This window comes from Limnobaculum eriocheiris, from assembly GCF_021010575.1.
Taxonomy (GTDB): Bacteria; Pseudomonadota; Gammaproteobacteria; order Enterobacterales; family Enterobacteriaceae; genus Limnobaculum; species Limnobaculum eriocheiris.
Window position 1 is genome coordinate 223,352 of the sequence record NZ_JAJNAG010000001.1, and the last position, 22,551, is coordinate 245,902.

Annotated in this window: 15 protein-coding genes and 1 pseudogene; 10 read left to right on the plus strand and 6 right to left on the minus strand. The window is 46.1% G+C overall.

What is annotated here, in order from left to right:
- Positions 1 to 137: 137 nt before the first annotated feature.
- Positions 138 to 1,040: a LysO family transporter gene (locus LPW36_RS00975; protein ID WP_230607641.1), complete on the minus strand. Its 903-nt coding sequence runs from the start codon at positions 1,038 to 1,040 to the stop codon at positions 138 to 140.
- 244 nt (positions 1,041 to 1,284) lie between these two features.
- Between LPW36_RS00975 and LPW36_RS00980 the strand changes: the two genes are divergently transcribed.
- The 3 genes from LPW36_RS00980 to clpA all read left to right on the plus strand — a co-directional run bounded on the left by LPW36_RS00980 (position 1,285) and on the right by clpA (position 6,022).
- Positions 1,285 to 2,955: an ATP-dependent nuclease gene (locus LPW36_RS00980; protein ID WP_230607642.1), complete on the plus strand. Its 1,671-nt coding sequence runs from the start codon at positions 1,285 to 1,287 to the stop codon at positions 2,953 to 2,955.
- A gap of 435 nt (positions 2,956 to 3,390) precedes the next feature.
- The gene (clpS, locus tag LPW36_RS00985; RefSeq protein WP_108901932.1) at positions 3,391 to 3,714 is read left to right on the plus strand and encodes an ATP-dependent Clp protease adapter ClpS; all 324 of its coding nucleotides are present in this window, start codon (positions 3,391 to 3,393) and stop codon (positions 3,712 to 3,714) included.
- A 25-nt stretch (positions 3,715 to 3,739) separates the two neighbouring features.
- A complete protein-coding gene (gene clpA, locus LPW36_RS00990) occupies positions 3,740 to 6,022 on the plus strand; it encodes an ATP-dependent Clp protease ATP-binding subunit ClpA (protein ID WP_230607643.1) in 2,283 nt (760 codons plus the stop codon).
- A 95-nt stretch (positions 6,023 to 6,117) separates the two neighbouring features.
- On the opposite strand, the gene infA is transcribed toward clpA, so the two are convergent.
- Both infA and aat read right to left on the minus strand, forming a co-directional pair.
- Positions 6,118 to 6,336 (minus strand): translation initiation factor IF-1, encoded by a 219-nt coding sequence (gene infA, locus LPW36_RS00995; protein ID WP_029093554.1) that lies wholly within the window; start codon positions 6,334 to 6,336, stop codon positions 6,118 to 6,120.
- 140 nt (positions 6,337 to 6,476) lie between these two features.
- Entirely contained in the window at positions 6,477 to 7,169 is a 693-nt protein-coding gene (aat, locus tag LPW36_RS01000) for a leucyl/phenylalanyl-tRNA--protein transferase (RefSeq protein ID WP_230607665.1), read from the minus strand.
- A 201-nt stretch (positions 7,170 to 7,370) separates the two neighbouring features.
- Here aat and LPW36_RS01005 point away from each other — a divergent pair, with 201 nt between their 5' ends.
- Positions 7,371 to 8,114, plus strand: a complete 744-nt coding sequence (locus LPW36_RS01005; RefSeq protein ID WP_230607644.1) for a phosphodiester glycosidase family protein — start codon at positions 7,371 to 7,373, stop codon at positions 8,112 to 8,114.
- A 36-nt stretch (positions 8,115 to 8,150) separates the two neighbouring features.
- Here the strand turns inward: LPW36_RS01005 and cydC are convergent, their stop codons facing one another.
- The 3 genes from cydC to trxB all read right to left on the minus strand — a co-directional run bounded on the left by cydC (position 8,151) and on the right by trxB (position 12,729).
- Entirely contained in the window at positions 8,151 to 9,866 is a 1,716-nt protein-coding gene (gene cydC / locus LPW36_RS01010) for a heme ABC transporter ATP-binding protein/permease CydC (protein WP_230607645.1), read from the minus strand.
- A gap of 2 nt (positions 9,867 to 9,868) precedes the next feature.
- Complete coding sequence (cydD, locus tag LPW36_RS01015; protein WP_230607666.1) at positions 9,869 to 11,638, minus strand: heme ABC transporter permease/ATP-binding protein CydD; 1,770 nt, start codon at positions 11,636 to 11,638, stop codon at positions 9,869 to 9,871.
- A gap of 131 nt (positions 11,639 to 11,769) precedes the next feature.
- Positions 11,770 to 12,729, minus strand: a complete 960-nt coding sequence (trxB, locus tag LPW36_RS01020; protein ID WP_230607646.1) for a thioredoxin-disulfide reductase — start codon at positions 12,727 to 12,729, stop codon at positions 11,770 to 11,772.
- A gap of 581 nt (positions 12,730 to 13,310) precedes the next feature.
- Between trxB and lrp the strand changes: the two genes are divergently transcribed.
- The 6 genes and pseudogenes from lrp to LPW36_RS01050 all read left to right on the plus strand — a co-directional run.
- Complete coding sequence (gene lrp / locus LPW36_RS01025; RefSeq protein ID WP_047781371.1) at positions 13,311 to 13,805, plus strand: leucine-responsive transcriptional regulator Lrp; 495 nt, start codon at positions 13,311 to 13,313, stop codon at positions 13,803 to 13,805.
- A 128-nt stretch (positions 13,806 to 13,933) separates the two neighbouring features.
- Positions 13,934 to 17,416 carry a DNA translocase FtsK 4TM domain-containing protein gene (locus LPW36_RS01030; RefSeq protein ID WP_230607647.1) on the plus strand — a complete coding sequence of 1,161 codons (3,483 nt, stop codon included), beginning with the start codon at positions 13,934 to 13,936 and terminating at the stop codon, positions 17,414 to 17,416.
- Between the two features lie 189 nt (positions 17,417 to 17,605).
- Positions 17,606 to 18,217 carry an outer membrane lipoprotein periplasmic chaperone LolA gene (lolA, locus tag LPW36_RS01035; RefSeq protein WP_230607648.1) on the plus strand — a complete coding sequence of 204 codons (612 nt, stop codon included), beginning with the start codon at positions 17,606 to 17,608 and terminating at the stop codon, positions 18,215 to 18,217.
- A 7-nt stretch (positions 18,218 to 18,224) separates the two neighbouring features.
- Positions 18,225 to 19,568, plus strand: coding sequence for a replication-associated recombination protein A (locus LPW36_RS01040; protein ID WP_230607649.1), 1,344 nt, complete (start codon positions 18,225 to 18,227; stop codon positions 19,566 to 19,568).
- Between the two features lie 104 nt (positions 19,569 to 19,672).
- Positions 19,673 to 20,965, plus strand: coding sequence for a serine--tRNA ligase (serS, locus tag LPW36_RS01045; protein ID WP_230607650.1), 1,293 nt, complete (start codon positions 19,673 to 19,675; stop codon positions 20,963 to 20,965).
- A 721-nt stretch (positions 20,966 to 21,686) separates the two neighbouring features.
- Positions 21,687 to 22,424 (plus strand): annotated as a pseudogene (locus LPW36_RS01050) (molybdopterin-dependent oxidoreductase); the annotation flags it as partial.
- Between the last annotated feature and the right edge of the window lie 127 nt (positions 22,425 to 22,551).

Here is a 22,551-nt window from a genome sequence, read left to right on the forward strand (position 1 = left end):
TGAGAACAGTTTCGTCCACTGGCAGTGCAGTGTATAGATACAGTTGTGCAAGTGGCTGGGCAGGAGGTGCCAAAGCGAGCACCGCCGCAGCTGAATTCTCGTGCCCCTGAAGGTTAAAGGCAACTTCAAAGGATATGTTATGGCGCAGCAAAAAATGCCATTAACACCGGTGCCAGCAAACTAAGAATAAACCCATGCACTATGGCCGGAGGGATCATTTCAACGCCGCCACTGCGTTGCAGAACCGGGAGGGTGAAATCCATAGAAGTGGCTCCGCAAACTCCAAGGGCGGCGGAAGGGCTGGAGCGTACCAGCGTTGGGATCAACATAATGGCTACCAGTTCTCTGGCGAGGTCATTAAAGAAAGCGGCGCTACCGAGTACCGGGCCAAGAGAGTCGGTGAGCAGAATGCCTGAGAGAGAATACCAACCGTAAGCGGAGGAGATAGCCAGTCCACTCTTTATTGGTAAGCCAAGGAACAATGCCGCCAGCGCACCGCCCGCCAGTGCGCTGATAGTAACCACCAGCGCAATCACCATACCCCGTTTATTCAGCGTAATTTCTTTTAGCGTCATCCCGCTATTTCTGAGCTGAATACCCACCAATAGCAACAGAAATATCAGGGCAAACTCGCTGGCCTGAGAAGCGTAAGTGAACCAACTCCACTGGCTTAACCCTAATAAGAAACCGACAACCACTACGCCACAGAGCTGTAATGACTCCAGCGCCATATGCAGGCGAGAGGGAAGTTTTTCCTGCCGGTGATTATTCTTCCAGGGCCACTGCTTATCCAGCAGATTTAAGGCCAGTGCGTTGGCAGTAAAAATACAGACAAAAAATACGCCAGCATACAGAAATATCATCTGCAAATTAGTACTCAGATTATCGAGAAATGCCAGGCTGATACCCATAAAAAACAAAATAACGTACACCATCGCGCTTAACAGACGGTTAATACGCCGTAACAGAGGCAAATTTTTTATCGGTATCAGATAACCGATAACCAGCGGAAGCAGAATAATGATTAGACCTGAGTACATAGATTATTAGCAGTAACTAGCCTGATTTTGTGTGATTTTTATTTAGCGAATATATACGCTAACCAAAAGTGTGGGGGGAGTAAAGTACCATTTACAGAAGAATTGAAGCCGGATTGAGTGCCATTCAGCCAGTTATTTTCATTGAGTTAATAGTTTTTGGCGTTGGCTAACATATAATTATCTTGTTACTCAGTAAATTATAGCTAAGACAAAACACTTTCTGCCTCTGGCTAAGTGAGACAATATGTATTTAGAGCGCGTTGAAATAGTAGGATTCAGAGGAATTAATCGCCTGTCGCTAACGTTGAATGAAAACGTAGTGCTAATTGGTGAAAATGCCTGGGGTAAGTCAAGCCTGCTGGATGCACTCACGCTGCTATTCTCTCCCGGTAGCGATCTTTACGCTTTCAAATTACAGGATTTTCATTATCCGATGGGAAATGAGTCATCCCGTCAGGATCATCTGCATATGGTTCTTACTTTCTGCGCCAGAGATGTTGACTCTCCGGATATGCCTAAATTCCGCAAACTCTCCCCATTATGGATAAAAGGTAATGATGGTCTGTCTCGTATTCTCTATCGACTGGAGGGGGAAATTCAGAAAGAGGGGAATGTGATAACCACCCGATCTTTTCTGGATGTTGCCGGTCATGCGATGGAGCTTGATCAGATTGATGCATTAGCCCGGGAGATTGTTCGTCTGCACCCGGTATTACGATTAAGAGATGCCCGCTTTGGACGACGTTTCCGACAGGAAACTGCGCAGTTACAGGAACAGGAAAATGAGGCTCTAAGTCAGCAATTAGCCAAACTGGCAGAAGAGCTGGAGTGTAACCCTCAAAAGTTAAGCAATAAAGATTTGAAACAGGGATTACAGGCGATCCATGCTTTACTTAAGCACTATTTTATTGCGCTGAATGCCAAAGAGAGCAGTGAAAATATTCATTATAAGGATGAAAAATACCGCCATAATACACAGTTATGGCAGTCTCTAAACTATTTGAACCAGCTTATTTCTGAGCCTGAAAGCCGCAATATGCGCATGATTTTATTGGGTGTGTTTTCAACCTTAATTCAGGCCAGAGGCACCGAGAATTTAGATGCCAAAGCGGTACCTTTATTATTAATTGAAGACCCGGAAAGTCGACTACATCCTATTATGTTATCCGCGGCCTGGGGGCTGCTCAGTAATCTGCCGCTGCAAAAGATCACTACCACCAACTCAGGGGATTTGCTCTCTCTGGTTCCGCTGGAAAGTGTTTATCGTTTAGTTCGTCAGTCTAATCGGGTGTCCGCTTTCAGAATTGAGTCAGGAGATCTGAACATTCAGGAACGCCGGCGTATTTCGTTTCATATTCGTTTAAACCGAGCCTCTTCGCTGTTTGCGCGCAGTTGGCTATTGGTGGAAGGCGAAACGGAAGTGTGGTTATTAACTGAACTGGCCCGTCAGTGTGGATATCACTTTGAAACCGAAGGTATTAAGGTTATTGAGTTTGCCCAAAGTGGTCTGCGGCCATTATTAAAATATGCCAGTAAGATGGGCATCGAGTGGCACGTGCTGGTGGATGGTGATGATGCCGGTAAAAAATATGCCGACACGGTACGTTCATTTATTAATGGTGGCAGGGACAGCGATCGGGAGCGTTTAACCCAATTACCGGCCTTGGATATGGAGAATTTCATGTTTAAAGAAGGGTTCAGCAATGTCTATTACGAGGCGGCGGGCATCCCTTCTAATGTTCATATGCCAATGCGTAAGATTATCAGCAAAGCGATTCAACACAGCTCTAAACCCGATCTGGCTATTGAAGTGGCGGAACACGCAGGACAAATGGGAACGGATAGCATCCCTCCGTTATTAAAACGTATGTTTTCCCGTATCTTATGGTTAGCCCGGGGTAGGGCTGGTAACTGAGTTTTGCATATCACTCAGGTGGTCTGAACGTGAAAGGAATGGTGAATAATTTCAGCGTTCAGACTACAAATTTGTATCTAAATGTTAGTTTATGTGACTTTCCTTTTTTACCTGTGCTGCAACACATCCTTAAATAACGAACTTTTTGTTGTTTTTCAGGGTCAAAAAATTTTGATTATCATGCGATAAAAAGTCATTATTCAGTAAAAGCAGTAACGGAAATCTGCTTACTGCCTGAAGGTATATTTATCGATATATTCTTGCTTTGGAGGTCAGTGCTATCTCAGATAGTGGTAATTGGGTCGGCAAATTCCGGCGCTACCAGCGAAGTCAGAGGTGGTTTCAATTTAAATCACCATTCTTTTATTAACTCAGGCAAACTATCTGACAGATATCTCATCAGGATAAATACCAGAGTAAAACGGCATGTTGGAAATGAATAATTTACGCGATTGGCTAAGCTTGGAAGAGCTGGCTGACTCAGAATTAGATGAGAAGCTGAAACAACCACCTCCGATGTATCAGGTTATACTGAATAATGATGACTATACGCCGATGGAATTTGTGGTGGAGGTGTTACAGAAATTCTTCTCCTATGACATTGAACGGGCGACACAATTGATGTTAGTCGTTCATTATCAAGGTAAGGCAACGTGTGGAGTCTTTACTGCAGAGATTGCAGAAACGAAGGTAACGCAAATTAATCGCTACGCGCGAGAGAATGAGCATCCATTGTTGTGTACGTTAGAAAAAGCCTGAAAAGGCCATTTATGTGGAGGTGCCCATGCTTAATCAAGAACTGGAACTCAGTCTCAACATGGCGTTTGCTACAGCCAGGGAACAGCGCCATGAATACCTGACCGTCGAACATCTGTTGCTGGCGTTATTGAGCAATCCGGCAGCGAGAGAGGCACTTGAAGCCTGTCAGGTAGATATTGTCGCGTTACAGCATGAACTTGAGTCATTTATTGGGCAGAATACGCCGCATTTGCCAGAGGGAAGCCCCGAGTCGGAAACTCAACCAACCCTGAGTTTTCAGCGGGTGTTACAGCGCGCGGTATTTCATGTCCAGTCATCTGGCCGAACTGAAGTCAGCGGTGCTAATGTGCTGGTGGCCATTTTCAGTGAACAAGAATCCCATGCCGCCTACTTACTGCGTAAGCACGATGTCAGCCGTCTGGATATTGTGAACTTTATTTCTCACGGTACCCGTAAAGATGGTTCACAGGATGACATCGGCGCGCAAGGTTCTATCCCCAGTGAAGATGAACAAACCAGCGCGGAAGACCGCATGGATAACTTTACGTCCAATCTGAATCAATTGGCTCAGAACGGCAGTATAGATCCACTGATTGGTCGGGAAATGGAGCTGGAGCGTACTATTCAGGTTTTATGCCGTCGTCGTAAAAACAATCCACTATTAGTTGGAGAGTCTGGCGTTGGTAAAACCGCTATTGCTGAAGGTCTGGCCTGGAGGATTGTTCAGGGCGATGTGCCTGAAGCGGTAGCAGATTGCACCGTATACTCTCTGGATATCGGCTCGCTGTTGGCGGGTACCAAATATCGCGGTGATTTTGAAAAACGTTTCAAAGCGCTGCTGAAGCAGCTTGAAGCGGATAAAAACAGCATTCTGTTTATTGATGAGATTCATACCATCATTGGTGCCGGTGCGGCATCGGGTGGTCAGGTTGATGTTGCAAACCTGATTAAACCAATGCTTTCCAATGGGCGCATTCGGGTGATGGGGTCAACGACTTACCAGGAGTTCAGCAATATCTTTGAAAAAGATCGCGCTCTGGCTCGTCGTTTCCAAAAGATTGATATTACCGAACCTACCGCAGAAGAAACGGTGCAAATTCTTACCGGGCTGAAGCCGAAGTATGAAAAACATCATGATGTGCGCTATACGGCGAAAGCAATTCGCGCCGCGGTTGAGCTGTCGGTGAAGTATATTAACGACCGTCATCTGCCGGATAAAGCTATTGATGTAATCGATGAAGCCGGGGCTTATTGTCGGTTAATGCCTGCCAGTAAACGTAAGAAAACGGTCAATGTTAGTGATATCGAAACCATTGTTGCCCGTATTGCCCGCATTCCGGAAAAAACCGTATCGGCTAACGATCGTACCGTATTGAAAACCTTAGCAGAACGTATGGGTATGATGATTTTCGGTCAGGATAAGGCGATTAACGCGTTAACTGAAGCCATCAAAATGAGCCGTGCAGGGTTAGGGGATGAGCGCAAGCCGGTTGGTTCGTTCCTGTTTGCCGGTCCAACCGGCGTGGGTAAAACCGAAGTTACCGTACAGCTGGCAAAAGCGTTGAGCGTTGAGCTGCTGCGTTTTGATATGTCCGAATATATGGAGCGCCATACCGTCAGCCGTTTGATTGGTGCGCCTCCTGGCTATGTAGGTTTTGATCAGGGCGGCTTACTGACCGATGCGGTAATTAAACATCCTCATTCGGTTCTGTTGCTGGATGAAATCGAAAAGGCTCATCCGGACGTGTTTAATCTGTTATTGCAAGTGATGGATAATGGTACTCTGACGGATAATAACGGTCGCAAAGCGGATTTCCGCAATGTGATTCTGGTGATGACCACGAACGCCGGAGTTCAGGAAACCCAGCGGGAATCCATAGGTTTTAAACGTCAGGATAATCAGACCGATGCCATGGGGGAAATTAAACGACTGTTTACCCCGGAATTCCGTAACCGTTTAGACGGCATCATCTGGTTTAACCATCTGTCTCCGGAAGTAATCCAACTGGTGGTAGACAAGTTTATTGTGGAACTGCAGGCACAGTTGGATGCCAAAGGTATTTCTCTGGAAGTCAGTCAGGATGCTCGTCATTGGTTAGCGGAAAAAGGCTACGACAAAGCGATGGGTGCCCGCCCAATGGCCAGAGTTATTCAGGAACACCTGAAGAAACCACTAACTAACGAACTGCTGTTTGGTTCTTTAGTGAATGGTGGTTCAGTCAGCGTAACGCTGGATACTCAGGCAAATGGCCTGGCTTATCGGTTTGAGAAAATGAAAAAACCGAAAGTTGAGAAGGCCGTTCAGTAATCCATTTTCCGTAAATAAAACGCCCTTGCCAACAGGTAAGGGCGCAGGAGATTAACTCCAACGGGTTCCGCAATATCAGTGCGGAGTACCGCTTATTAACGGCTACGGAAGATGATGCGGCCTTTGCTCAGGTCATACGGGGTCAGTTCGACAGTGACTTTGTCACCCGTCAGAATGCGGATATAGTTTTTACGCATCTTACCGGAGATATGGGCTGTAACCACGTGACCATTTTCCAGTTCAACGCGGAACATTGTGTTAGGCAACGTATCTAAGATCGTGCCTTGCATTTCAATATTGTCTTCTTTGGCCATCGAATCCTCTAGGTGTAACTACCTTAGTTTTTAACCGGCAAGATAATGCCGAAAAACAAGCAAAGTGTAAAGGACAGAGTGTAAAGAAAAGTGGGTTAAGCTGCTTTATTGTCACTCTGTTGGCTCATCATATGACGGTTTTAACGCAAATATTGAGGAACCCAACAGGCCGGAGAGAGTGGCTGTTGCCGTAGTTTGTATAAAAATTGTAAATAATCTGAGCGAGGGATCTCGGTAGCGCCCAATGACTCAGTATGAGAATTTAAAATCTGACAGTCGATTAATTTACCACCGTAGCGGATAAAATGCTGACAGAATACATATAAAGCCAGTTTAGAAGCGTTAGTTTGCCGACTGAACATCGACTCACCACAAAATAGCGAACCTTGTTCAACGCCGTACAATCCCCCCACCAGTTTCTGCTGATCCCATACTTCAACAGAATGCGCTATTCCCTGTAAGTAAAGCTGAATATAAGAGTGCTGAATGGATGGATCAATCCAGGTGCCCTCACCGCGCTCATTAGCACAGGCTTCAATCACCTGATGAAACGCAGTATTTATCGTTACTTTCAGGGATGTTCTGTTAATAAACTTCATCATGCTGCGACTAACATGCAACTGTTCAGGTACCAGAATAGCCCGGGGATTCGGTGACCACCACAATATAGGGTCGTCAGGGCTGAACCAGGGAAAAATCCCATTCTGATAAGCATTCAGTAGCCTCTCCGGGGAGAGATCGCCGCCCAACGCCAGCAGGCCATTGGGATCTTCCAGAGCATAGTCTACCGGTGGAAAATCGGTTGAATCTGGCGATAGCTGAATCAGCGGCATAATAACGTATGACCTATCAAAATTATCTCTCAGGATAATTATCAGACTAATAACAACGGATGCCAGTTTAGCAGAAATAGGCGAGAGATAGGACAAATAGATTCCTGAGTGGGAAGAATGGCAGCTTATCCATTGTATAATATTACTCAAAAACGGATTATTGCCATAAAACAGTGGGATAGTTTAATAAAAGAAAATGGAATGCACCAAAAAAGAGGTTATTTGATGGTATTGAAACATAAACAGGTTCAGGCGTTAATAACAGGGTTGCTGTTGATCGTTGCCGCTCCTGTCCGAGCCACTGCCGATCCGGTGATGTCGACCTATACACCAGACCTGACGGCTGAAACCATCCGAATGTATTGGCTTAAAGAAGATGGTACGCCATATAAAACAATAAATAGCCTGTTAAATACGGTGGGGAAAACACGCCAAATTCATATGGTGATTAACGGTGGAATTTACAGTAAAACCTATCAGCCGGAAGGACTCTATATTGAACAGGGAAAAGTGCTCAGTAAGCTGAATCGGCAAAAAGGGAAGGGTAATTTTTTTATTCGTCCCGGCGGCGTATTTTCTGTGCGTAATGGCACTGCACGCATCGATACGCTGGATAAATTTCGTTTAACGCCGATGCCTGATTTTGCGGTGCAGTCCGGGCCAGTATTGATTAACAAGGGTGTGATTAATAACAAATTTAGCCACTCTTCTGAATCCCGAAAGATTCGTCATGGCGTTGGCATCACCGATAAAGGGAAGGTGGTATTCTTACTCAGCAAGCAGGGGATGAGTTTTTACGATTTTACCCACTATGCCCGTGAGCAGCTAAAAATAAAGGATTTGCTCTATCTGGACGGTAGCATATCTAAAATGTATACCTCTGAGTCGTCCGTGTATTACCAACCATATCCTTATGTCACTATGATTACCGTTGAGGCTAAATAATTCCCCCGGTCATCTAACCGGGGGATTGAGGAATGATTAGCGCTGATGGAAACGGTAATACTGACCCTGTTGTTCTAACAGTGTCTGATGGGTTCCCTGTTCAATAATCTGACCAGCATCCATTACATAGATTTGATTCATGCGTTCCAGGCCTGACAGACGATGGGTTATCAAAATTACGCTTTTATGCTGACAGTGCTCTTTTAACAGCGTCAGAATCTGATGTTCAGTATTAGCATCCAACCCTTCGGTTGGTTCATCCAGAAGTATCAGCGGCGCTTTATGCAGTAGCGTTCTGGCTAAACCAATACGGCGCTGTTCACCACCAGAGATTTGTCGACCACCTTCACCTATCCATGTATTTAATCCGCCCTGCTCCAGTAAAGTATCGAGTCCTGTTTTGGTCAGGGCGGAAGTGAGTTGTTCATCACTGGCATCGGGGGCAGCCAGTAACAAATTATCGCGTAGCGTAGCGCTAAAGATATGGACACGCTGCGTGACTACCACCATCATTTCTCGCAGTGTAGCTTCATCATATTCGGCCAATGGACGATCGTTTAGCCGGATAACGCCTTGCTGTGGGTCCCAGGCACGAGTCAGTAGTTGAAGCAGGGTTGATTTGCCACAGCCGGTGCGGCCTAGCAAGGCAATATGTTCACCCGGTTGCAGATTCAGTGAAACATTTTTTACTGCCGGGAACGGCTGCTTTTCATAGGTAAAGCTGACATTGTCTAATGACATTGAGGCTTGTTCAGCAAACGCTGTCTGGCTATTGGGGAAGGTGACTTCCGGTTTCTGTTCAATCAACTGATTAACGCGTTCGGCAGAGGCCATTACCTGACCTAAATGCTGGAAGGCACCGGCAACGGGAGCCAGTGCTTCAAAGGCAGCCAGAGAGATAAATACAAACAGGGCGATCAGCGCGCCAGGCTGAGGATTATCACCTACGCCACCAGCGGCCAGCCAGAGAATCAGAACAAATGTGAGCCCGGATGCCACAATCATCAGAGACTGAGATGAACCGGCTAATGAGGCCTGCTGTTTTTGACGTTCTAACCAGCGAATCTCAATTCTATCCAGCTTTTGGCGAAACGCCGTAAGAGCACCAAAAATAACCAGCTCAGACTGCCCCTGTAGCCACGCAGTGAGTTGCCCCCGGTAATCGCTGCGTAAGGCGGTTAAATCGGCACCAACAGGCTTACCGGCCCGATAAAAGACGGCAGGGATGGTGAAGAGCAAGACCAACATGATCAAGCCAAGCGTGAATGCCAGTGAAATATCCAGCCAACTTAAACCAAAGGTCACTACCATAATAACCACGATAGCACTGACCAGCGGGGAGATAAGCCGTAGATAAAGGTGATCCAGTGTTTCTACATCAGCCACCAGCCGATTCAGTAATTCAGCCTGACGGAAACGGGCGATACCGGCCGGGGAGAGGGGCATCAGCTTTTTGAAAGTAAAGGTTCGCAGGTGAGCCAGTACGCGGAAGGTCGCGTCATGACTGACTAAACGTTCTGCATAGCGGCCAGCGGTACGAAAAATCGCAGAGCCACGCACCCCGGCAGCCGGTAACATATAGTTAAACAGAATACCGGCAAGACCCGCCAGTGCGGATGCCGCCAGAAACCATCCCGATAGGGTTAATAGGCCAATACTGGCTAAAATGGTGACAATGGCCAGTAAAACGCCTAAAGAGAGGCGAAACCAATGGCGGCGATACAGGGCTAAAAATGGCAATAGGGTTTTCATTTTCAGACCTCCGCATGTCGGTTAGACATTAAAGCAGCAAAAGCACCGCCTGACTGACTGAGAGTAATAAAATCTCCCCGTTCAATGATTTCACCTTTATCCATGACCCAAATCTGATCGTACTCTTCAAGGTCTTCAAGACGGTGAGTAACCAGCAGTGTGGTTTGATGGGATGAGGCTTCATTTAAAGCGCTCATTACCAGTCGCTCACTGTTAGCATCCAGACTGGCCGTCGGTTCATCCAGCAGTAATAAGTGACAGGGTGATAATAATGCCCGGGCCACGGCCACTCGCTGGGCCTGACCGACTGATAACCGGGCCGCATGATCGCCAACCAGGGTATCCAATCCATCAGGAAGCTGTGTCACAAATTCATCAATATAAGCACGCTGAATGGCCAGCTTTAATGCCTCTTCTGATGCCTGAGGGTTAGATAATAAAATATTGCCACGCAGCGTTTGCGCTGGCAGATGAGGATTCTGACCAACCCAACTGAGATGAGTACGCCATGAGACCGGACGCAGGGTGTTTAACTCAGTATCATTGATGGTAATCGAGCCCTGATAGGGCAAAAAGCCTAACAGTAAATTAAGCAGGGAACTCTTACCGGCACCGCTGTGACCAACAATAGCAACACGTTGGTTGGCAGTAAGCTTAAAATTGAGTGGTCCTGCCAGGCTTTTCCCCTGAGGAGAGAGGATATACAAGTCGGTTGCTTTGATAGTGATTTGGTCACATGCTGCTAAATCTTGTGTCCCTTCACCATTGGATTGCTCTGATTCAGCGGTCAGGAAGGTCTGTAATGATTCTGCCGCGCCGATAGCCTGGGCTTTAGCGTGGTAGTAGGTTCCCAGATCCCGTAACGGCTGAAAAAACTCAGGGGCCAGAATTAATACTAAAAATCCGGCGAACAGCGTAACCGGCAGACCGTATGAGCCAAAATTCAGTTCGCCAAGATAAGAAAAGCCAAAATAGACCGCAGCAACCGCAATGGAAACAGAAGCAAAAAACTCTAAAACGGCGGAAGAGAGGAAGGCCAGCTTTAAGACATCCATGGTGCGTGAGCGGAAGTCCTCTGAGGCCTGAGCAATTTGTTCAGTTTCTGCTTCTGCACGGTGGAACAATCTCAGGGTTTCCAACCCCTTTAAACGGTCAAGGAAGTTGCCGCTTAAACGTGCCAGAGCAACGAAGTTACGCCGGTTAGCATCTGCGGCGCCCATACCTACCAGTGCCATAAACACAGGAATAAGCGGGGCAGTTGTCAGTAAAATCAGGCCAGCAGTCCAGTTAATTGGGAATACGGCGGCCAGAATTAACAGAGGAATCATTACCGCCAGCATCATTTGAGGCTGATAGCGGGAGTAGAAATCCTGCATATCTTCAATTTGCTCAACAATCATGGTTGCCCAGCTACCTGCGGGCTTGCCCTGAATCCAGGCGGGGCCTAACTGCTCAAGGCGGTCTAACACCTGACGACGAATATGTTTACGTATTGCAGCACCATACATAAAACCAACCCGTTCCCTAAACCAGGCCAGCACTGCACGCAGCAGGATAGTAATTACGATCGACAGAAAATAGGTGAGTAGCTCATTGCGGGGAATATTTTCGATAATCAGAGCATGCAGTAGCGTTGCCAGTAACCAGGCCTGCGCAATAATTAACAATCCGCTGAGTAGTCCTAACAGGGTGGATATCCGTAACCAGCGTTGAGCCAGAATACCCTGAGACTTTAACCAACGTGTTAACTCACGTTGCCGTACCTTATTCATATTAGACATAAAATGTACTGGTTCTGAAAACTAAAGATGGGCTTAGGATACCACTAGTATCCACAAAACAAGAAGGCGACCATTAGCCGCCTTGTTATGTTGTGTCACACCTTTCAATAGCACAATAGCTATTAATTGTTATTTAACGCCTCAAGATAGCGTTCAGCGTCTAACGCCGCCATACAGCCGCTACCGGCAGAAGTAATCGCCTGACGATAGATATCATCGGCGACATCACCTGCGGCAAACACACCCGGAATGCTGGTTTGGGTCGCATTTCCGTGGCTGCCGGATTGCACTTTCAGATAACCATCTCTCAGTGCCAGTTGACCAGCAAATATCTCGGTATTTGGACGATGACCAATGGCAATAAATACGCCAGTTAACGTTAACTCTTCGGTGACGTGAGTTTTGACATTTTTCAGGCGAACGCCGGTAACCCCCATATCATCACCCAATACTTCATCCAGAGTTCTTTCGGTATGCAGGATAATATTACCGTGACGAACTTTCTCCATCATCCGGTCAATCAGAATTTTTTCGGCTCTGAAGCTGTCGCGTCGATGAATCAGATGAACTTCGGCTGCGATATTAGAGAGGTATAACGCTTCTTCAACGGCCGTATTACCGCCGCCAACAACGGCAACCTTTTGATTGCGATAAAAGAAACCATCGCAGGTTGCACAGGCTGAAACACCCCGGCCTTTAAACGCATCTTCTGAAGGTAAACCTAAATATTGGGCAGATGCGCCAGTAGCGATAATTAATGCGTCACAACTGTACTCTTCGCTGTCACCAAACAGACGAAAAGGTCGGGTTTGTAAATCGACACGGTTGATATGGTCAATAATGACTTCAGTATTAAACTTTAACGCATGTTCACGCATACGCTCCATTAATGCAGGGCCAGTTAAGCCTTCAGCATCGCCGGGCCAGTTTTCAACGTCGGTTGTTGTTGTTAATTGTCCGCCCTGTTCAATACCGGTAATGAGGACAGGATTAAGGTTAGCCCGAGCACCATAGACGGCGGCGGTATAACCAGCAGGACCAGAACCTAAAATAAGCAATTTACAATGTTTGGCCATGGCCATAGTTCCTCTGTAGAAGTGAGGTCGGAAGATAGATGCGATTGTAAGGAAAATAGCGCATTAAAAAAAGTGATTAGCAACATTGTTACCGATTGTTGTGATAGTTTTTATCTATCAAAAAAAACACTTTTAGATTAAAAATAAAGCTGAAACGTATTTTTATAGAGAATTGTGCTTTTTTTTACTCATTTGCTTTGACAATAAGGTAGCTATTTGCGAAAACATTATTCTGTGATTACGGTGGTAACTATATTAATAAAGCAGTTGAGCGTGGATAAATTGGCAAGATGATAGATACATACTCTTTATTTATATAGATTGACCGCATAATACGATATGTTCAAATGCCAGTTTAGCGTAGACTTGTGGAACTTCGCGGATCACAATAGTGGTATGTTTTAGGTTGTTAGTTTTAGTTAACCCAATTGATGTCATGCTTTCGTTATTGAGCGAAAACGATAACGAATAACTGCCCAATGGCAGATTTACCTGGTAACTACAAGATTGGCCTGAACGGAGGCGCCAGATATCTTTTGGATAGATAATGGTGTATCAGAAACAAGGAAGATATTGAGAGAACAAAAATGGTAGACAATAAAAAACGCCCTAGCAAAGATCTTGATCGCATTGACCGTAACATTTTGAATGAATTGCAGCTGGATGGTCGTATTTCCAATGTTGAGCTGTCAAAGCGCGTTGGTTTATCTCCAACTCCATGTTTGGAGCGTGTACGTCGTCTGGAAAGACAAAAATTTATTCAAGGATATACGGCGTTATTAAACCCGCACTATCTGGACGCATCGCTGTTGGTGTTTGTTGAAATTACCTTAAACCGTGGCGCGGCAGATGTATTTGAACAATTCAATACCGCTGTACAAAAACTGGAAGAGATTCAGGAGTGTCATTTGGTATCCGGTGACTTTGATTATCTTCTGAAAACTCGCGTATCAGATATGTCTGCATACCGAAAACTGCTGGGTGAAACGCTGTTGCGCTTACCGGGTGTAAACGATACGCGTACCTATGTGGTAATGGAAGAAGTCAAACAAAGCAACCACTTAGTTATCAAAACACGATAATTCATCGTTGCAGGTGCAAAATCTGCTAACTTCCGTTACACTCCTGTGTATTCATACAGTTTCAGCGCTGGGTACTCCTGGCGCTGCCGTTCTATTACTCGGTACTACGGTAACCTGGAGAGCCTTTCTTGAGCCAGGAATATATAGAAGATAAAGAGCCTAAGTTGAAGAAGTTAAGTAGCCGCCAGCGGCTTTTTGAAGCTGGTTTATTACTGGTGGTTATTTTTTCCATTTACCTTATGGCGGCGTTAATTAGCTTTAATCCTGCTGACCCTAGCTGGTCACAAACAGCCTGGCATGAGCCTATTCATAATATAGGTGGAGAAACCGGAGCCTGGCTGGCGGATACCCTATTATTTATTTTTGGGGTGCTGGCCTATGCCGTACCGCCAATGATCGTTTTCCAGTGCTGGATGCTGTATCGCCATGAGCGTGAACAAAAAGCCGTTGATCTGTTCTCTTTTTCACTGCGCTTTATCGGGCTGCTAGCGCTGATTTTTTCATCTTGCGGGCTGTCTGCCATTAGTATTGATGACTGGTACTATTTTGCTTCCGGCGGTGTGATTGGTAGTTTGATCAATAGTGCGTTAATCCCCCATTTTAACAGTGTAGGTTCCACTCTGGTTCTTCTCAGCGTATGGGCAGTAGGCTTAACGCTATTTACCGGCTGGTCATGGTTAACTATTGCTGAAAAGATTGGTGCTTTTGTTATGGGCATTTTGACCTTTGCCTCTAATAAGAGCCGCAAAGAGCGTGATGTTGCCGATTATGATGAAGACGATATCCGTAGTGAACGAGTCGCTACACCAGCGGTTAGTGCTTCATCTTTTGCCGCCGCAGCGGATGATGTTTTGTTTACTGCTCCGGGCGTGAAATCTGATGATGAGTTAACTCAGGTTGATGAGGCTGAAATAAATGAACTGCAGCAAGAGTTTAGTTTTAATGCAGCAATGGAAAACCGGCCTCTGCCAGAACCGCAAGAATCACGGGAGCCTGCCGTATTTGGTCCATCAGATTTAGTCGCTGACAAAACAACCAGCTGGAACAATTCCGCTGTTCAAAATGAGCCGGAAGTTGTTGAACCAACGGTCGTTACACCAGAACAGCCAGCGATCTCTTTTGGTCCGGCAACCTATACGTTTAGTAATTCTGAGCCACAGACGGTGGCGGTGAACCCGCCTGAAATTCAGCGTAATGAGTTTACCAATTCTTATTCTCCGATTAATCCACCGGTGGTTGCGGACAGATCATCGGATGAGCCAACAGAACCTTTGGTATCAGGTCATTCCGGTTCTGTAGTACAGGATAATGCATCGGTAAATGCTGACGTATTGTCAAATAGCATAACCTTTGCTGCTGCAACGGCAGCCGCCTCAGCAGCAACTGCAACAGCAGCGTCATCTGCACCAACCATCACTTTTACTCCTGTTGTTGGTAGTCAACCGCAGGTTAAGCAGGGTGTTGGTCCGGAGTTTCCTCGTCCAAACCCTGTTCGTATTCCGACTCGTCGTGAGCTGGCTTCCTACGGAATTAAGCTACCATCACAACGTGAAGCCGAGCAGCGCGAACGCGATCGCCTTAATCGTAATAAGCCAATGGTAAATGACGTTACCCTGAGTGAAGATGATGATGAAGCGCTGGAACAGGAGGCGTTGAGAAGGGCGTTTGAAGAAGAGCAACGCCAACGTTACGGTGAACGTTATCAGGACGATGATAACGATGGCGACCTGATTGATAATCCGCTGTATGGTATTTCTGCCCGGGATGATGTTGATGATGAAGTGCCTGATGAGCGTTCGGTCGAGCCTTTATTTACTTTACCTTCTCAGGTTGGTGGTGTGGAATGTACCGATGATGTTCCTTTTGGTAATATCAATGAGGTGACTCAGTCTGTTACTCCGACCTATGGTTATCAGCAGCCGGTTGAACGTCCGGTAACGCCGGTAACACAAGCACCGGCTACACCGTCTGGTTATACTCAACCATCCCGTGGCGTTAACCTAACGCCACAGCCGTCATCGCCTTTCCAATCCGCAGCACCTCAGGAAGAACCTCAACCGGCTCAACCTTCAATGGATGGTTTAATCCACCCATTCCTGATGCGCAATGAACGGCCATTAGAAAAACCGACTACGCCATTACCTTCTCTTGATTTACTGGCCTCACCGCCGTTGAATCAGGACCCGGTGGATGTGGAAGCATTAGAAGAGACTGCACGTTTACTGGAGCGTCGTCTGGCTGATTTCCGCGTTAAGGCTCACGTGGTCGATATATTACCTGGTCCGGTTATTACCCGCTTTGAATTAGATCTGGCACCGGGTGTGAAAGCGTCCCGAATCTCCAGCCTTGCCAGAGACTTAGCGCGTTCGCTGTCGGTAACAGCAGTGCGTGTGGTTGAGGTTATTCCCGGTAAGCCCTATGTTGGTCTGGAATTGCCAAACGAGCGTCGCCAAACGGTTTATATGCGTGAAGTGCTGGATACGCCGGAGTTTACCGATACGCCTTCCCCACTTACTGTGGTTTTGGGTAAAGATATTTCGGGTCAACCTGTTGTCGCCGATCTGGCCAAAATGCCTCACTTATTGGTGGCCGGTACTACCGGTTCTGGTAAATCGGTTGGTGTGAACGCCATGATTCTGAGCATGCTGTATAAAGCCAAGCCAGAAGACGTTCGCTTTATTATGATCGACCCGAAAATGCTGGAGTTATCAGTGTATGAGGGGATCCCTCATCTGTTAACCGAAGTGGTTACCGACATGAAAGATGCCGCCAATGCCCTTCGTTGGTGTGTTGGCGAGATGGAGCGCCGCTATAAACTGATGTCTGCCCTTGGGGTAAGAAATCTGGCGGGATATAACGAAAGGGTGGAAGAGGCGGAGCGCCTTGGTCGTCCGATACCTGATCCATTCTGGAAACCAAGTGAAAGCATGGATGTATCTCCGCCAATGCTGGAAAAACTGCCTTATATTGTGGTACTGGTTGATGAGTTTGCCGACCTGATGATGGCGGTGGGTAAGAAAGTTGAAGAACTGATTGCCCGTCTGGCGCAGAAGGCCCGGGCTGCAGGTATTCATCTGGTGCTGGCAACTCAGCGTCCATCGGTAGATGTTATCACCGGTCTGATTAAAGCCAATATTCCAACTCGTATGGCGTTTACCGTATCAAGCAAAATTGACTCGCGTACTATCCTCGATCAGGGTGGTGCCGAATCTTTGCTGGGTATGGGGGATATGCTCTATTTACCGCCAAACTCATCAATGCCGGTACGTGTTCATGGTGCTTTTGTACGCGATCAGGAAGTTCATGCGGTGGTTCAGGACTGGAAAGCACGTGGCCGTCCTCAGTATATTGATAGCATTACGGCAACCTCTGAAGAGGGTGAAGGTGGCTTTGGGCTGGAGGCGGATGAAGAGCTTGATCCACTGTTCGATCAGGCTGTGGCCTTTGTGATTGAAAAGAAAAAGCCGTCTATATCTGGAATTCAGCGTCAGTTTCGCATTGGTTATAACCGTGCAGCGCGCATTATTGACCAAATGGAAGCGCAAGGGATTGTCAGCCCTCCGGGGCATAATGGTAACCGTGAAGTTTTAGCCCGCGGCCAGTTTGATTAATTTCAGACAACAACTGTTGTTTAAGGGCCGCAAAATGCGGCCCTTATGCTAACTGAAAAGATAAGTAAAAGATCATATACTTACTGCGCTGATACTATACGCGGCAGGTGATTGTCAGGTAGAGTTGGCGGTGATATTCAACGCGTTTAATTGACGCTTTATTGATAATAGATGGGAGTAATTGCAACAATGAAGAAATTATTTATCGCCTGTTGCCTGATGTCTGGTCTGGTGTCATCAGCCGTGTTGGCCGATGCCCGTTCAGATTTGCAGAGTCGTTTAAATAAGGTGAATAGTTTTCATGCCAGTTTCTCTCAGTCAGTGAAAGATGCCGGCGGTGCTGCAATTCAACAGGGAGAGGGTGAGCTGTGGGTTAAGCGTCCTAATCTGTTTCGTTGGCATATGACTTCACCTGATGAAAGTATTTTAGTCTCCGATGGCAAAACCCTGTGGTTTTTTAACCCATTTGTTGAGCAGGCAACGGCAACCTGGTTAGACAGCGTGACCGGAGATACACCATTTATGCTGATCACTCGTAATAGTGCTACCGACTGGAGCAAATATGATGTGGTGCAAAAAGGCGATGAGTTTGAGTTAAAACCAAAAGCCGCTAAGGGTAACCTGAAAGCATTTTCTATTAGTGTGACTGGTGACGGTGTCATTAAAGGTTTTGTTGCAGTAGAACAGGATGGACAACGCAGCACTTATACCCTGAAAGGACAACAAAGTGGTTCTGTTGATGCTGCTAAATTCACCTTTACACCACCAAAAGGCGTGACCATCGACGATCAGCGCCAGTGAGGTCTTAGTGAGTACTCTGTCACTCGATTTCTCTCAAAATGAGTTTCAGCCTCTGGCCGCACGTATGCGGCCCCGGACGCTGGCCGAATATATTGGTCAGCGTCATTTGCTTTCGAGCGGTAAGCCATTACCGCGGGCGATAGAGGCCGGGCACTTGCACTCAATGATCCTTTGGGGGCCGCCAGGCACGGGAAAAACCACGCTGGCTGAAATCATCGGTCATTATGGCAATGCGGATATTGAACGGATATCCGCGGTGACTTCCGGTATTAAAGAGATTCGTGAATCTATTGAACGGGCGCGCAACAATCGCGATGCCGGCAGACGAACTATTCTGTTTGTTGATGAAGTCCATCGTTTTAATAAAAGCCAACAGGATGCCTTTCTACCCCATATAGAAGACGGCACTATCACTTTTATTGGCGCAACTACTGAAAACCCTTCGTTTGAATTAAATTCGGCTCTGTTATCCAGGGCAAGAGTCTATTTGCTGAAGTCTTTGGAAAGCGGCGATATTGAGCAGGTTCTGTTACAGGCAATGGGCGATGAAGCGCGGGGATATGGGAAGCAGAATATTGTGTTACCCGATGAAACCCGACGTATGTTGTCTGAATTGGTAAGTGGTGATGCCCGCCGTGCACTGAATAGCCTTGAAATGATGGCCGATATGGCCGAGATTTCTGCTGATGGTCAACGGATTTTAACGCCTGAATTGCTAAAAGAGATTTCCGGTGAACGCAGTGCTCGTTTTGATAATAAGGGTGACCGCTATTACGATCTTATTTCGGCACTGCATAAATCTGTGCGAGGGTCGGCACCCGATGCTGCGCTTTACTGGTATGCGCGAATTATCACTGCCGGTGGCGATCCGTTGTATGTTGCCCGTCGTTTGCTGGCGATTGCTTCGGAAGATGTTGGTAACGCAGATCCTCGTGGTATGCAGGTTGCAATTGCTGCCTGGGATTGCTTTACCCGCGTAGGGCCTGCCGAAGGCGAGAGAGCTATCGCACAGGCGATCGTTTATCTGGCTTGTGCACCAAAAAGTAATGCGGTGTATAAAGCGTTTAAAGCAGCCATGCAGGATGCCCAACACCAGAAAGATTTTGATGTACCTGAGCACTTGCGAAATGCCCCAACTAAACTGATGAAAGAGATGGGGCTTGGCGCAGAGTACCGTTATGCACATGACGAACCAAACGCCTACGCGGCAGGAGAGAATTACTTCCCGCCGGAAATGGCTGGCCAGCGTTATTATTTTCCTGAGCCGCGTGGTTTAGAAACCAAGATTGCAGCAAAGCTTAGTTGGTTGACTGAGCAGGATCAAAATAGCACCATAAAACGCTACCGTTAGCCTGTTGGTTGCGGTAAGGTAATTGCGGAAAACTGTCTGCCGGGCTGTCAGTCAGCCGGTACGGCCATCGATTAATATTAAAAATATATAGGCATAGGATTAGCATGCTGGACCCGAATTTATTACGTAATGAGCTAGACGCAACTGCTGAAAAACTGGCTCGCAGAGGCTTTAAACTGGATGTAGATACTTTACGTAAGCAGGAAGAGCGCCGTAAGGTTTTGCAGGTTGAAACAGAATCATTACAAGCTGAACGTAATGCGCGATCGAAGTCCATCGGTGAAGCTAAAGCGCGCGGTGAAGATATTGAAGCGCTGCGTCGTGAAGTTAACCTGTTGGGTGAAAAGTTGGATGCAGCCAAATCCGAGCTTGAGCAATTACAGTCTGAGATTCACAATTCGGTATCCATTATTCCTAATATTCCTGATGAGTCGGTGCCATTTGGTAAAGATGAACATGACAATCTGGAAGTCAGCCGCTGGGGTGAGCCACGTAAGTTTGATTTCCCTATTCGCGATCACGTTGATCTGGGTGAAAGCTGCGGTGGTTTAGATTTTGCCGCTGCGGTGAAGTTGACCGGTGCTCGTTTTGTGGTAATGAAAGGGCAAATTGCCCGTATGCATCGCGCTCTGGCTCATTTCATGCTGGACCTGCACACCACTCAGCACGGTTATATGGAAACCTATGTTCCTTATCTGGTCAATCAGGCTACTCTGTTTGGTACCGGGCAACTGCCGAAATTTGGTGAAGACCTGTTCCATACTAAACCACTGGCTGAAGAAGCTGAAACCAGTAACTATGGATTGATTCCTACTGCGGAAGTACCAGTTACTAACCTGGTTCGTGATGAAATTCTGGATGAAGAGCAACTGCCATTGAAGATGACGGCACATACGCCTTGCTTCCGTTCAGAAGCAGGTTCATATGGTCGTGATACTCGTGGTCTGATTCGTATGCACCAGTTTGATAAAGTAGAGCTGGTGCAAATCGTTCGTCCTGAAGACTCAATGAATGCGTTAGAAGAGCTGACTGGTCATGCAGAAAAAGTGCTGCAACTGTTAGGACTGCCTTACCGTAAGGTTTTACTCTGCACCGGTGATATGGGCTTTGGCTCAAGCAAAACTTACGATCTGGAAGTATGGGTTCCTGCACAGAACACATATCGTGAGATTTCTTCATGTTCTAACATGTGGGATTTCCAGGCTCGTCGTATGCAGGCGAGATACCGCGGTAAGAACGATAAGAAAACCACGCTGGTTCATACATTAAACGGTTCGGGTCTGGCGGTTGGTCGAACTCTGGTTGCAATACTGGAAAATTATCAGCAGGCTGATGGTCGTATTCAGGTGCCAGAAGTACTACGTCCATATATGGGCGGTCTGGAATATATTGGCTGATCGTTTTTCAGTTAATCAGATAGCCTCGGTTTATCCGGGGCTTTTTTATGTGGCTAATATTTATGCAGTATAAATGCGATCTTATTCATTTGGACACAGATTAGAAGCTAAAAAAAGGATCATATACCGAATCAAAGTAAGCAGTGATTATCTTTTTCCAGGATGAATAAAAAGAAAAACGGGTATTCAGTTTATCAAGTATTAATTTTTCTCAGCCATCAGGATTATTAACTGATTAATGGTTGAATAAAATAAGTTATATAAAAATTCTTAATGAATTGAAGGCTTTTATTTTTAATAACACTTTTAATTCATTGTTTTTCTATTATTAAATTCTTTTATTAAATAAGAATTATTTCCATTTGACAGATAATATTCTATATAAAACATAGTGTTGGATTGTTGATTTCTTATGTGAATATAATGTTATAGCACGGCGGTTATTTCTTTTAATTGAAGTGATAACTATTTTAATACAGCGATAATTGATTGAGCTCAACAATTGTTGGTGATGTTAACGTAGTATGTTAGTCGATAAATTAGGTAGGATCTTGTGTGTGAAATGGATGCAGATACCTTCATTAAATAAGTTATTACTTATTCAGTCTGACTTTTTATTCCTGATATTAGATATTGCTGACTACCTTTTATATTTACTTTTCCCACAGAGAAGCAATTTAACAGAAACCCATAATCTAACGATAAAATAACAGGTGATTTTATGAGCCTTGACGATCAGAAAAATCCAGTATTGATGCCGGTAAGCCGACGTAAATTCGTGCAAACCAGCGCATTGGGTGGCCTGGCAGTAGCGGCAGGTGCTGTAGTACTACCATTCGGCACTGCTAATGCAGAGGAAACTGTCAGTAATAGTGCAGCACCAGAGGCTAAAACCGTCTGGAGCGCCTGTACAGTGAACTGCGGTAGCCGTTGCCCATTGCGTATGCATGTAGTAAATGGCGAAATTAAGTATGTTGAGACTGACAATACCGGTGAGGATATCTATCAGGACCATCAGGTCAGAGCATGTCTGCGTGGTCGCTCAATGCGCCGTCGGGTCTATAACCCGGACCGTTTAAAATACCCAATGAAACGTGTTGGTAAGCGTGGTGAAGGTAAGTTTAAACGTATTACCTGGGAAGAAGCCTATGACGAAATTGCCAATAACCTAAAGCGTATTATTAAAGATTACGGTAACGAAGCGGTTTATCTGCAATATGCAACCGGAACATTGGGTGGAACGGTAACTCGTTCATGGCCACCGGGAACCTCATTAATTGCCCGCCTGATGAACTGTTGTGGTGGTTATCTGAATCACTATAACACTTATAGTACTGCCCAAATTACAACTGGCCTGAGTTATACCTATGGTGGTGGCTCCGGCAACAGTATTTCTGATATTGAAAATACCAAACTGGTGGTGATGTTTGGTAATAACCCGGCAGAAACCCGCTTTGCGCTGAGGAATCCCCAGTAATGAGCAGGTAAAAAAAGACAGGCATAGAGTTTTGTGATCTACTGATTGTGCTATCAATTCAATGAGATCACCTCTATGCCTGTTTACCAAGTATGTCAGAAGTTTTTCC

Excerpts from the sequence above, each read along its gene's own strand:
- LPW36_RS00975 (WP_230607641.1), bottom strand. The coding sequence starts at position 1,040 with ATGTACTCAGGTCTAATCATTATTCTGCTTCCGCTGGTTATCGGTTAT.
- LPW36_RS00980 (WP_230607642.1), top strand. The coding sequence starts at position 1,285 with ATGTATTTAGAGCGCGTTGAAATAGTAGGATTCAGAGGAATTAATCGC.
- clpS (WP_108901932.1), top strand. The coding sequence starts at position 3,391 with ATGAATAATTTACGCGATTGGCTAAGCTTGGAAGAGCTGGCTGACTCA.
- clpA (WP_230607643.1), top strand. The coding sequence starts at position 3,740 with ATGCTTAATCAAGAACTGGAACTCAGTCTCAACATGGCGTTTGCTACA.
- infA (WP_029093554.1), bottom strand. The coding sequence starts at position 6,336 with ATGGCCAAAGAAGACAATATTGAAATGCAAGGCACGATCTTAGATACG.
- aat (WP_230607665.1), bottom strand. The coding sequence starts at position 7,169 with ATGCCGCTGATTCAGCTATCGCCAGATTCAACCGATTTTCCACCGGTA.
- LPW36_RS01005 (WP_230607644.1), top strand. The coding sequence starts at position 7,371 with ATGCACCAAAAAAGAGGTTATTTGATGGTATTGAAACATAAACAGGTT.
- cydC (WP_230607645.1), bottom strand. The coding sequence starts at position 9,866 with ATGAAAACCCTATTGCCATTTTTAGCCCTGTATCGCCGCCATTGGTTT.
- cydD (WP_230607666.1), bottom strand. The coding sequence starts at position 11,638 with ATGAATAAGGTACGGCAACGTGAGTTAACACGTTGGTTAAAGTCTCAG.
- trxB (WP_230607646.1), bottom strand. The coding sequence starts at position 12,729 with ATGGCCATGGCCAAACATTGTAAATTGCTTATTTTAGGTTCTGGTCCT.
- lrp (WP_047781371.1), top strand. The coding sequence starts at position 13,311 with ATGGTAGACAATAAAAAACGCCCTAGCAAAGATCTTGATCGCATTGAC.
- lolA (WP_230607648.1), top strand. The coding sequence starts at position 17,606 with ATGAAGAAATTATTTATCGCCTGTTGCCTGATGTCTGGTCTGGTGTCA.
- serS (WP_230607650.1), top strand. The coding sequence starts at position 19,673 with ATGCTGGACCCGAATTTATTACGTAATGAGCTAGACGCAACTGCTGAA.